We start from the raw sequence: 12338 nt of genomic DNA on the forward strand, positions 1-12338 counted from the left end.
TATGGTTAAAACCCCAGGTTTCTGCCGCCATGTCGAGAAAGAATGGCTTGAACAAACGCTCCGCTGGATTGCTAGTGAAGCAGATAGTGTGCAATTAAATAAAAACCTGGAAGTATTTCTTGGTGCATATATAGCAACTAAAGAAAATCGACGTAAAGCTCGAAATCTACTAACTTCAATTTGGATGCGACCAAAAAATAGAGATGTTTTTTTTGATACAAGCATTCAGTTATATCAAGATATTGATGCATTTTCATTGCCTATTCATTGGGGAATGTTAATTGCAAAAAAACCTTTCTTTGCTGAAGTAGCTCGTTTTATCGGCCGACAAGCCAGGCTAAATGACGCATTTACATTTTCTCAAGTATTTCGCCGAATGAGTATGTTATATGGCGAGACACAAGCAACCAGTAGAGCGCTCAGTGCTGTTTTAAGGACTATGATCGAGCTAGGAGTGTTAAATAGAAGTGATAAACTAACATCATATTCGGTCGTTCCATTTCAGGAAAAAGTTAGCAACCATATTGCAAATTGGTTAACTACCGCTGCTATGATTTCATCGAACAAAGTGAGCATTAGTCTTGATGAAGTATTAACGGATCAAGTGTTCTTCCCATTTCAAGTTGATATCAACTTGAATACACTTGATGTATCAACATTTGAATACTTGCAGCAAGGAAACTCAATAGTCGTTTTCAAAAGGAATCTTTACTCATGAAACCCATTATTGGATTCAATCGGCATTTAGAGATGGATTGGCTTGTTCAAACCGCATCCTGGTCGGCGAATGGGATTCACGGACAAGCATTAAAAAATAAAATTGATAGTTTGCTTACACCTAGTTTTGAAAGTAAAGTAGCGCAAGATAAAACTAGGAACCTTCTTTTTGGAATTTGGGATTCAGAATCCAAATCCGTACCCAAATCATTTCATTCCGATGCATGCAAATTACTCATTGAACACAGTGAAATAAATATTGCCATTCATTGGGGTATAATGCTCGCTAAGTACCCTTTTTTTTATAACATCGTCGTACAAATTGGTAGAATGACTAAACATGAAGGTCTATTCATATACAACCAATTAGAACAACGCGTTACTGAGAGCTATGGAGATACATCAACTATTAAACGTTGCCTCCAATTTGTTGTACGAACCTTGATGAATCTAGAATTATTATCTAACCCTAAACCTGGTACATATCAGTTGCGTAAATCTATATCAATTAATCATGATAATGTGATTGCCTGGTTGGTTGAAGTATCAGTGAGAGCTGAAGGGAACTCAAGCAAGAGCATGTCTGCTATTATCAATGATCCTGCTTGGTTTCCTTTCGATATTAATTTTAATGAAAACAGACTATCGTCTAATATACGTCTAGATGTTCATCATCAGGCTAATGGAACCATAATGTTTCTTTAAAAAACAATGCATTAATCAATAGTTCCGCATTACACCTCGAGTATCAAACTTTCGCCAGAGGCGGTCAGACCGCTATTAATATCGCCGTCCAATAACGTATGAAGCAGGCTAATGCAAAACATCCCCGTCCTAAAGCCTTAATCAGCGTTGCCAATAACATCGCTTCAAAATAAAGACGAAAACGTAATATAAAAGATGTTACCGCTTTACCCGCTATATGGAAATCACCTTCGATAGTTTCTGCTGTTTCACACCATGCTTGGAAACGCTACTGGCTCTCTCGGCTTAAGTTGTGGCTTTCTACTAACTCCTTCTCATCTAACTTAGAAACACTTTTAACCCTATATAACCAACGTGTATATCACCCATGAGATGTATCTCTTGATAGGGATATGTTTCTTCAATGAAATATTGAATCCACGAAAGGTTATTTATGAAAACACATCACACCCGCTTAAGTTTGATTGAAGAGCAACTAACTACACTCCCGTATGACATTACCCAACGTATCCTAAAACGCCTGGAATCCATCATCGACTATGACCCCGTTATAGGTATTATGGGTAAAACAGGCGTTGGTAAATCCAGTTTGTGCAATGCCCTTTTTAAAGCAGAATTATCATCAGTCAGTGATACTAAATCATGCACACGAGAACCCCAACGATTCAATTTGACATTGGGTCATCGAACTTTAACGTTGATTGATTTACCTGGTGTAGGTGAAAATCAGGCTCGTGATGAAGAGTATCGAGAACTCTATCATCAGCTCTTACCAACAATTGACTTAGTCATCTGGGTGCTCAAAGCTGACGATCGGGCTTATAGTTCAGATGAATACTTCTATTGGCACATTGCTCATCATGCTCAGTATCATCCCATCATTCTTATCTCAGCCAAAGACAACTACAACCTGACGGCGTTTGTTGAAACGATGATTCATTGCTTACCTAAGCAGGCGAGCAGTGCCATCACCACACAACTTCAAGACCAGTACAAAACAGAAACGGTAATAGCAAAGGCTCAATCTGACTTTGGAGACTCAGTCGATGAATTGCTGGAAAGTATGATTCAGAGCGCTTCACTACCTCAAGTTTTCACCTACCTGATAGTTAAAGTGAAAGGTGCGGTTGTTTCTGCAATGAGATCTCTCTGGTCTTTCTTTTTCTGACGGATATTAGGAGATAATTAACATTATGATTTTTAATGCCTATTTAATATTAAATATAAGCAGCAGGTAGACCGATTGCTCAAAGCGATCAATATCACTTAACTGATCGGAATAAACGATCATTCCCCTTAATCTCTTTTGATATGGTAGTAACAAACATCATGGCATGACACCAACTCATAAGGAAATTGCTCATAAATGCAAGGATAAGCTTCTTTACTGGATAAGTAATACTTGGGATTATTTCTTTGATTAAACGTTCTGAGACTCCCTTACTCTGTTGTAACCTAATGATCTTGGATACTAAATAAGGATGATAAACTTTCCCCTAAGTTCAAATTTGAATAAGTTCAGTTAATCCTCGAGCAGCATTACACTGTTACCGCTGCGATATTCGTCAATCAGTTGTTGGCAAACCGCCTGGTTTAAGGCAATGAACTCTTCCCATGAGTAGAGATGTGCGTAGTTAAGATGGTATTGCCGGTCTACTCGACAAATGTCTGGGCGCTCGTGATAAATGCGGCAGCCTTTACTAGCCACGTCATAATACCTACAGAAGCCATCGCCCCGATCGAGATAGCGGGTTTCCTGTGCTAGATTGACGCGCTGGCAGCATAGTCCGCACTGAGTACAGGGAAAGGGGGTATTGTTTTTGTTACAGGACATCATGGGTTAATAACTCAGGCTCGCGGACTATCGCGAGCCTTTATCAAGATTAGGCAATTAGTACATCAAGTGATGGTTTTTTACCGTCGACAACAGCAGAAATATCAGTGATACGTTTTTCCGTAGACAACACTAAATTCCCGTCCTGATCGAGTATTGGTGTGTCAATGATGGCTTTAATTAGCTGAGCATATTTGATGGACAAGAAAACGACTTCCCGGCTTTCTTGAGAGAAGGTTGGGAATGATTCGCCATATTCATCAATCGCTTTTTTCATATCTCGGACTGCGCCGCGTAGGTATCCACTGGTTAGGGACAAAGTTTGATTAGCCAGCATCGCTACTTGTGCGATAGCCTGAAGTTTTTCCACCATCAGAACACCGTGATCGCAAATTGTTTTAGCTTGTTCCATATTGCTACAGGCATTGTTCAGAGCTTCTTCACCTTTATTCCCCAGGATATGACTGAAAATCGCCAATGCAGGGCCTGCGACAATCCCACCCAGCACCATCATTCCACCAGCCATACCGTATCCACCAGCCGCCAGAGAGCCACCGCCTAACCAAGCCAGTGTGGCATTGGTCGCTGCAACGCCCGACAGGGATGATATAGCCGTACCCGTGGTGGCCGTTGCCAGCAACATGGTGCCGTTGTAAGCGCCGAAAGCTAGTGCTGCGCCACTACCCATGCCAGCGCCAAGACCTAGACCTGCGTCTTTGAGTGCCTGGTAGTCCTGTTGCAAACCGGGCAGCGTCGTTTTCGAGATATTTCAGTTAGTTAGTTTTAATTTTCAAGTCCCGTCCTCGTACCAATTACAAATAAAGAGACGTCTATGGACGTCTTTTTTTATGTCTGAAATTCCCCCTTTGTATCTGTTTTTCTGCCATCTCATATCTTCTATAGCTTATTGATAGAATTCATATTATGAAATAGCTTGTTTTCCCTGGTGAGTTTGAAATAACTTAACCAGATAGAATAGAGTTATTTTTTTATTGCCATTGCGTGTTTTTAAATTTATTATTTGTAATTATGTGCAGATTAATAATGATAAATTGAAATTTAAAATGCGTTGGTGTGTTTGGTTTTTAAAGTTGCCCCTACTAATTTCACCTCTTTATATTGCATGATTTTATTTCTATCCAATTGATTTATTGTCCATAATTTTTTTATGGTCTTTTGCTGGCTTAATTTTTATGTGAATGAATTTTTATTCATTCAGATTGGCAGAATTGTATTCATAATAATTATTTAATGCGGGAAATTTTTTTAATTTTCAAATATCAAAGTTGTGTTAAAGGAAGTGCTGAATATATTTTTTGTTAATTGTTGCCAAGAAAATAATTCAAAAATAAATTAAATTTTTATTAAGATAAAGGAATACCATGAGCAAGGAAAAGCTAACGGTGTTAAACCGTATCTCCAGCCCATCTCAAAAATTCAATAAAATTGCACTGTCGATTGCTTTGCTAACTGCGGGAAGTGAGGTATTCGCACAACAGTATATTCTTGATGGACCAACGGCTTCAGGCAGCATAACAGGTGCATACACCTATGAAGGAACTGTTAATAATCCTGCAGCGATTGCTGTTATGAATGGCGGAAAATTAACAACCAGTTCCAGTATTACAGCATTACCCTATGACCTGAATGGATATTCTATTTTAGTTACCGGTGCCAATTCTCGTATTGATGTCATAAACAGAGGGCTTAGAGCTAATTTAGGAGAAGCACCTGGGTCAACAGGCTTATTTGTTTCAGAAGGCACGTTTAATAATTTAAACAGTTGGTTTGTTGCTCATACAGCTTCTTCTAATGAGATGACGGGTAAAGTTACAGGTATTCATGCTATTTCTGGTGCAACCGTAACTGTGGAAGGCGCTCAAATCAATTTGTTCCCGACTCGGGATTATGCAAACTCTACGTTAACAGGTACAAATGCGATATTGATTGAACATGGTAATAGCAATGTTCAGGATACAACCGTTACAACATCTGGTCAGTTGCTTATCCAACTGCAAGGTAATGAGGGGCACGGTGTATATGTACTTAATGACTCTGCCATAGCTACTGATGCGAAAGATGGTGTAATGCGAATATATGGACTGGAGAACGCCATTGATATTATCGGCAATAGTTCTTATGCATTGGCTACGGGAAAAACTACGTATGGAACTTCGCGTATTTTTGTTGGTGATGAACAAACATCAGCCAAAGGTACGATTGCTATCACTACGCAAGGTATAAATGCGCACGGTATTGTTACTGCGCCAAAAGGTGAAATTAAACTTTATGGCGATGGGCAGACTATTAAAACAGTCGGTGCTGGTGCCAGCGATCTTGTTAGTAACGGTGGAGTGATTGATATTACTGGTGATGGTCATCAGCTAACCACTATGGATGCTCATGCCGTGGTTGCTAGCGGGGGGGGGGGGGTACTATCAATATAAGGAACTCCTCGGCTTTTACAGGGAATGCGGCCAGTAAGATTCAGGCTCAAGGTATTGGCTCTAATGCAATATTAGCGTCGGGTGATGCTACAACGGTAAATCTTACACAATTAGGTGGGACAATCAGCGCTCAGGCCGATGTATTTTCGGCTAACACTGGAGCTGGAATTACTGCCGTGTTGGATGCAGTACAAGTTACTCAAAGTGATAATTTAATTAATGCCAGATCTACAGCAACAAATATCAGGGTTGCCGCCGATCATAACAGTATACTAATCGGTAATATTCGTAGTACTGAAGGCGCGAATGCATTACTCACCATCGATAATGGTAGTACGTTCACTGGGGATGTTGTTGCTGATAGCAGTAGTCTGGCTAATATTACGTTAAATCGTAGTGATAGTACTAGCGGAACTACGCTCTGGATTGGATCAGCGACTAACACTAATGATGTCACGCTTAAATCTGCTGGTGCTGAATGGGTTATGACGGATAACTCAACGGTAGCAAATCTAACTAATAGCGGATCAATCATTTTTGGTGAACAGACTCGTCCGGAAAATAGTTTTAATACATTAACTACGCGCAATGTAACCGGGGGGGGTACCTTTGATATGCGCGTTAATATGGCCACTGAGCAGGGCGATTTGATCCGTGCTGATATTGTTGATGGCGGGCATTTACTAAAAATACAGAGTGATGCAAGCCAAAATACCAAGGGAACGGAATCACTGGTAGTCGTTAATGCGAACGACAGTAATAATGCTAGTTTTACTTTGGCCAGCGGTAACACAACAGTGGAGTTTGGTGGTTATAATTATTATCTGCGTCGTGCCGCCAATCCGCAAGATTGGATATTATCGGCCAACATGGCGGACCCCGTTCCAGAAGAGCCGGAACAACCAACATCGCCAGAAGAACCAACGGCACCAACAGCTGAGCCCGACACGTCAGGAGGCAAAAATATAACGTCCACTGCTGATGCAGCTGCTAACTTCATTAATTCCTCTTACCTGATGAATTATGCTGAAACTCAGACTTTATTACAGCGTATGGGCGATCTGCGTGATAGTAATGGAGATGGTAATTTATGGGCCCGAAGTTTTGCCGGACGATTTGATAATTTTGCTCAAGGTAAGTTAAGTGGCTTCACTATGAATTACCATGGCGTTCAGTTTGGCGGTGATAAACGCTTTGATTTGAATGATGACAATTTATACGTTGGCTTAATGGTTGGTTTATCAAATTCCAGTCAGGATTTAAGTAAGAACAACGGTGATGCTAGTTTAAGCAGTCAGAATGTTGGTCTGTATAGCAGCTATATGTCGGCTGATGGTTTGTATGTAGATGCATTAGTTAAATATACCCACTTTAAACATTCATTTAGTGTGAATGACAGTGATAATCATCGCGTTGGGGGTAATGATTCTACTAATGGTATCGCTACCTCGCTGGAAATAGGTCAACGCTTTTACCCTGGTCAGGATAAGAAATTTGGTTTTTATATTGAGCCGCAGGCCCAGATAAGTTATGCATATCAGGAAGGAATAAATGTTAAAGCGACTAACGGCTTGGTAATTGATAGTAATTCTTATAATTCGACACTTGGCCGAACCAGTATACTCTTTGGTTATAATATCAATGAGGCTACTCCAACAAATATTTATCTGAAAACTGGATATGTGTATGAATTTGATGGAAAGATTGATTATCGATTAAATGGTTCAAGCGAGAGTCATGATAATAGTGGTGGATGGTGGAATAATGGCCTTGGTATAACGACGGTTATCAAGAATCAACACAATTTCTATATGGAAGTGGATAGTTCTACGGGGCATAATTTTAACCAGCGTCAAATTAACGCAGGCTATCGCTACAATTTTTAATTAGTTATAACAAGAGGGCATCATATATGCCCTCTCTGATCGCTAACAAAATGCTGGCTTTAACGGCAGCACTTTGTCTTTATTAAAATTAGCTTAAAAAATGAGCTAATCTACATGTTCAATGAGTTTTTCCCCTGTTAAATATGCAGCTCTGTACTAAGTCCTCAGAATTTAACACTAAGACATTTATACTATATAGTTGCTTTAAATTTATCCTTGCAGGGAGTGACCGTATTGTCGTGTTATCAATAGATGATTTTTATACTTTTATAGCAAATTATTTTTCTGAAATTCTATTCTTAATAATGATATTTATATCACTCCTGATTTATTGATTTTGCTTATCAGTTAAATATGACTGTGATGATACAGAAACTAATACTAAAGTTAGTTTCTGTCTCTATATGGTTTTTTATTGTGATATGTGAGGGCTGATATGATGTCTAAAAAAGCAAAGTTTATTATTGTTAGTAAATATTAATCATTCAAATCAATTTTTATCTGTGGTTTTATTTTGATAGTTTTATTTTTATGTATTGATTAATTAATAGGTTGAATCTTGTCAATCGGCTGATTAGATTATTTTATTGATGATTTTTTTAAAATTAATCAATCTAATTTTTATTAAAGCATTTAATATCATAAGGTTGGCATTTGTTTTTTGTGTGCTAAAAATTGATTTTTAATATGAGTTGGCTCTGTTCATAATTGATTTTATTGAATTAAGTATTTTTATTTTCTTTGTTTTTTATTTGTGCTTTTTAAGCGTGATGGAATTATTTTTAACTCATACCATAATTTATCTCATTAAGTGTTGGTAAATTATTTTTGCCTGCAATAAATTTATATTTTGGGGAATGGTATGGATAACGTTAATAATTCAATTAGCTCAATAAATAATGAAATTAATATCTTATCCAGAGAAGGTGGGACTTTTATTTCTTCAGTTACACTTTTTACCGGAACTCAGACTGTAATATTAACGGAACCATCGATTGTTAATATTCATAGTGATATGAAAATGGTGGCTCGTTATGAGCGTCAAGGTAATGATCTTATTATACATATGGCGGATGGCTCTGTCGTAATATGTAAAGATTACTTTTTTGAAGTAGATGGAACACATAGTGAATTAGTTTTTACTGATGATTCTCAGGGGATTGTACATGTAGCATTTCCAGAAAGTCAGGAAGTAGGTGTACTTATCCCGGAATATCAACCGATAGAGGACATTTCTTCTCTTTATCTGGTGGCGCAACATAGTTCAGATTATTTCCTCCCATTAGGCGTTGGTGCTTTAGCCATTCTGGGGACTGGTATTGCTATTGCTAACAGTAACAGCAAGGGATCTTTTGTCGATATATCTACTGATGAGCCTCAACCCTCAATTCCCCCTGTACCGACAATAGTTTCACCTTTTACTGATAGCCTGTTAAATCTGGTTGAAAGTCAAAGCGACCAGATGATTAGTGGTACAACAGGTATAACAGGCTCCGGACAAAGTGTGACCGTATCTATTGCCGGAAATACATACATGGCAACTGTGGATGATAACGGTAACTGGAGTTTAACGCTTTCGCCATCCATCTTAGCTTCTCTGGCACAAGGGAGCAGTCCCTAATAGTGTTGGCAACGAATAGTGATGGCCTGACAGGAACGATTTCAACGGTTTTTTTAGTCGATACTATTCCACCTGTGGTTACTGTTGATCCCATGACACCGGATAATATCGTTAATCTGGCGGAATCACACAATTCTATCTTCATTACCGGAACCTCTGAGCCAGGGGTATCCATATTGGTATCTTATAATAATCAACAATATATGACTAAAACGGATGCGCAAGGTATTTGGAGTATAGAGCTCCCACCCGATGCGTTAAGCGGCATGAGTAATGAAATATATACATTAACGGCAGTGGCTACGGACTCTGCAGGAAACAGTGCCAGTCAGTCCGTAACAATGGCGCTTGTTCCTCCATCCCCTACCATCGACTTACCTTTTGATGACGATATTCTTAACAGCAACGATGTTAATCATGTACAACAGCTTCGTGGCGTAACTAATTCTTATGGGGAAAACCAGACGGTTGTTGTGAATATTGGTGGTTTACATATTGAGCAATATGCCATCACGCAGCGAAATAGCAGTGGTAAATGGGAAATACGTGTTGATCCTGAAGCCGGTGGCCACACTTATATTGCTCAGGTTGATGTTAATGGTAACTGGGTATTAGATTTACCTCCAGAGATCCTCCAACAGCTTGATAACGGAACGACTACCATAACGGTTGTTGCTGCGGATGGACTGGGAAACTATGGTGTTGCACCTCAAAAGAATTTCTATGTGGATACCATACCACCTATTCTGACTCTGGATCCGATAGCAATAGATAACATTATTAGCGGGCCTGAAAGTCTTAATCCTCTCGTTATAACTGGAAGCTATGCCGATCTGGAAATCGGACAGCCTATCACATTGGTGTTAAATGGCATCACTTATACCACGATTGCCGATGGCAGTGGTTTGTGGAGTATTGAGATCCCATCAATAGATTTAATAGCCCTTCCCCAAGGGGAGACCGATATTATATTAAGCGCCAGCGATTTGGCGAAGAACAACAGTACGCAAACCAAGTTAATTTCAGTAGATACACAGATATTTCTGACTGTAGCTCCGGTCGCGGGTGACGATATTATTAATGCCGCAGAAGCGGCTTCTCCTATCGTGGTCAGAGGAACGGCAGATGCTGCGGATAGCGGTCGTATAGTAACGGTGACGCTGGAAGGGACCAGCTATACCACCACGGTACAGAGCGACGGTACCTGGAGTCTGTCGATTCCGTCGGCAGATATTACCGCGCTGGTGGATGGGCCGTATGACCTGAGTGTTACGCAGAGTGATGCAGCGGGTAACAGTATTACCGTAGACCATACCATTACCCTGTCGGCGGGGACGGCCAATCTGCCAACCCTGAGCGTGGATCCGGTGACGGCGGACGATATTGTCTCGGCGAATGAGAGCCAGAGCGATCTGACCGTCAGCGGTGGCAGCAGCCATCTGCAGCAGGGGCAGATGGTCACCGTCACCATTAACAACATTGATTACACCGGCACCGCAGGAGCCAACGGCAGCTGGAGCGTGACGGTACCAGCCGCCGATGTACAGGCACTGTCGCAGGGCAGCGTCGCCATCGCCGTGAAAGCACAGGATATTGCCGGTAACCCGGCCAGCACTTCAGACAGCTTTATGGTGGATACACTGGTTAACCTGACGGTGGGCGTGGTGGCGGGCGACGACATCATTAACGCCGCCGAAGCCGGTGCACCGGTGGTGGTCAGCGGCACCGCAGATGTGGCCGACAGCGGTCAGATTGTGACGGTGACGCTGGAAGGGACCAGCTATACCACCACGGTATAGAGCGACGGCCGCTGGAGTCTCTCGATTCCGTCGGTGGATATCGCTGCACTGGCGGATGGCCCGTATACCCTGAACGCCAGTCTGAGTGATGCAGCGGGTAACAGCATTAGCGTAGACCATACCATCACCCTGTCGGCGGGGGCGGCTAACCTGCCGATCCTGACGGTTTCGCCGGTCTCCGGCGATGGCTACCTGAACGCCAGCGAAGCCAGCTCCCCGCTGACGTTAAGCGGCACCTCCACCCACGTGGAAGAAGGACAAATCGTCACCCTGACCCTGAACGGCGTTAGCTATAGTGCCACCGTGGACGCCAGCGGCAACTGGAACACCACGGTGCCGGTGGCGGATTTGAATAATATTACTGACGGTGATTATCAGGTGACAGCAACGGTGAACGACGCGGCGGGTAATCCGGCGTCGGACAGCAAGCCACTGGTATTGATCACCGACAGCGCCAACCTGCCAACCCTGAGCGTGGATCCGGTGACGGCGGACGATATTGTCTCGGCGAATGAGAGCCAGAGCGATCTGACCGGCAGCTGATGTGCAGGCGTTGTCGCAGGGCAGCGTCACCATTGTAGTGAAGGCGCAGGATATCGCCGGTAACCCGGCCAGTACTTCAGACAGCTTTATGGTGGATACGCTGGTTAACCTGACGGTGGGGGTGGTGGCGGGTGATGACATCATCAATGCCGCCGAAGCCGGCGCGCCGATGGTGGTCAGCGGTACCGCAGATGCTGCTGATAGTGGTCGTATAGTCACGGTGACGCTGGAAGGGACCAGCTACACCACCACGGTACAGAGCGATGGCAACTGGAGTCTGTCCATTCCGTCAGTGGATATCGCTGCACTGGCGGATGGCCCGTATACCCTGAATGCCAGCCTGAGCGATGCGGCGGGTAACAGTATTAGCGTTGACCATACCATCACCCTGTCGGCGGGGGCGGCTAACCTGCCGACCCTGACGGTTTCCCCGGTTTCCGGCGACGGCTACCTGAACGCCAGCGAAGCCGGTTCGCCGCTGACGTTAAGCGGAACTTCCACCCATGTGGAAGAGGGGCAGATGGTTATCCTGACCCTGAACGGTGTTACCTATAGCGCTACCGTGGACGCCAGCGGCAACTGGAGCACCACGGTGCCGGTAGCGGATTTGAACAATATTACCGACGGTGATTATCAGGTAACGGCAACGGTGAGTGACGCGGCGGGTAATCCGGCCTCGGACAGTAAGCCGCTGGTATTGATCACCGACAGCGCCAGTCTGCCAACCCTGAGCGTGGATCCGGTGACGGCGGACGATATTGTCTCGGCGAATGAGAGCTAGAGCGA

At 42.6% G+C, this 12338-nt stretch carries 9 protein-coding genes and 1 pseudogene; 8 read left to right on the forward strand and 2 right to left on the reverse strand.

Going from position 1 to position 12338, the window contains the following annotated elements:
• Position 1: 1 nt before the first annotated feature.
• From EKN56_RS02025 to EKN56_RS02035, 3 genes are all read left to right on the forward strand, one after another.
• Entirely contained in the window at positions 2 to 718 is a 717-nt protein-coding gene (locus tag EKN56_RS02025) for a hypothetical protein (RefSeq protein WP_130590279.1), read from the forward strand.
• Entirely contained in the window at positions 715 to 1422 is a 708-nt protein-coding gene (locus EKN56_RS02030; protein ID WP_130590280.1) for a hypothetical protein, read from the forward strand. The genes EKN56_RS02025 and EKN56_RS02030 overlap by 4 nt, the downstream gene beginning before the upstream one ends.
• A 433-nt stretch (positions 1423 to 1855) precedes the next feature.
• Positions 1856 to 2590 carry a YfjP family GTPase gene (locus EKN56_RS02035; protein ID WP_130590281.1) on the forward strand — a complete coding sequence of 245 codons (735 nt, stop codon included), beginning with the start codon at positions 1856 to 1858 and terminating at the stop codon, positions 2588 to 2590.
• Positions 2591 to 2944: 354 nt separating this feature from the next.
• On the opposite strand, the gene EKN56_RS02040 is transcribed toward EKN56_RS02035, so the two are convergent.
• Together EKN56_RS02040 and EKN56_RS02045 are read right to left on the reverse strand one after the other, a co-directional pair.
• Positions 2945 to 3259, reverse strand: a complete 315-nt coding sequence (locus EKN56_RS02040) for a YkgJ family cysteine cluster protein (protein ID WP_246019936.1) — start codon at positions 3257 to 3259, stop codon at positions 2945 to 2947.
• Positions 3260 to 3305: 46 nt separating this feature from the next.
• Entirely contained in the window at positions 3306 to 3998 is a 693-nt protein-coding gene (locus EKN56_RS02045; protein ID WP_246019938.1) for a hypothetical protein, read from the reverse strand.
• Positions 3999 to 4638: 640 nt separating this feature from the next.
• Between EKN56_RS02045 and EKN56_RS02050 the strand changes: the two genes are divergently transcribed.
• From EKN56_RS02050 to EKN56_RS02075, 5 genes and pseudogenes are all read left to right on the forward strand, one after another.
• Positions 4639 to 5703: a hypothetical protein gene (locus EKN56_RS02050; protein WP_130590282.1), complete on the forward strand. Its 1065-nt coding sequence runs from the start codon at positions 4639 to 4641 to the stop codon at positions 5701 to 5703.
• Between the two features lie 176 nt (positions 5704 to 5879).
• Complete coding sequence (locus tag EKN56_RS02055; protein WP_130590283.1) at positions 5880 to 7589, forward strand: autotransporter outer membrane beta-barrel domain-containing protein; 1710 nt, start codon at positions 5880 to 5882, stop codon at positions 7587 to 7589.
• Positions 7590 to 8451: 862 nt separating this feature from the next.
• Complete coding sequence (locus tag EKN56_RS02060; RefSeq protein ID WP_130590284.1) at positions 8452 to 9210, forward strand: BapA/Bap/LapF family prefix-like domain-containing protein; 759 nt, start codon at positions 8452 to 8454, stop codon at positions 9208 to 9210.
• 2 nt (positions 9211 to 9212) lie between these two features.
• Positions 9213 to 11552: pseudogene (locus EKN56_RS02065) on the forward strand (Ig-like domain-containing protein).
• 1 nt (position 11553) lies between these two features.
• Positions 11554 to 12333 carry an Ig-like domain-containing protein gene (locus EKN56_RS02075; protein ID WP_130590287.1) on the forward strand — a complete coding sequence of 260 codons (780 nt, stop codon included), beginning with the start codon at positions 11554 to 11556 and terminating at the stop codon, positions 12331 to 12333.
• Positions 12334 to 12338 lie beyond the last annotated feature (5 nt).

The sequence above is a fragment of the Limnobaculum zhutongyuii genome, from assembly GCF_004295645.1.
In the GTDB taxonomy this organism is placed as follows: domain Bacteria; phylum Pseudomonadota; class Gammaproteobacteria; order Enterobacterales; family Enterobacteriaceae; genus Limnobaculum; species Limnobaculum zhutongyuii.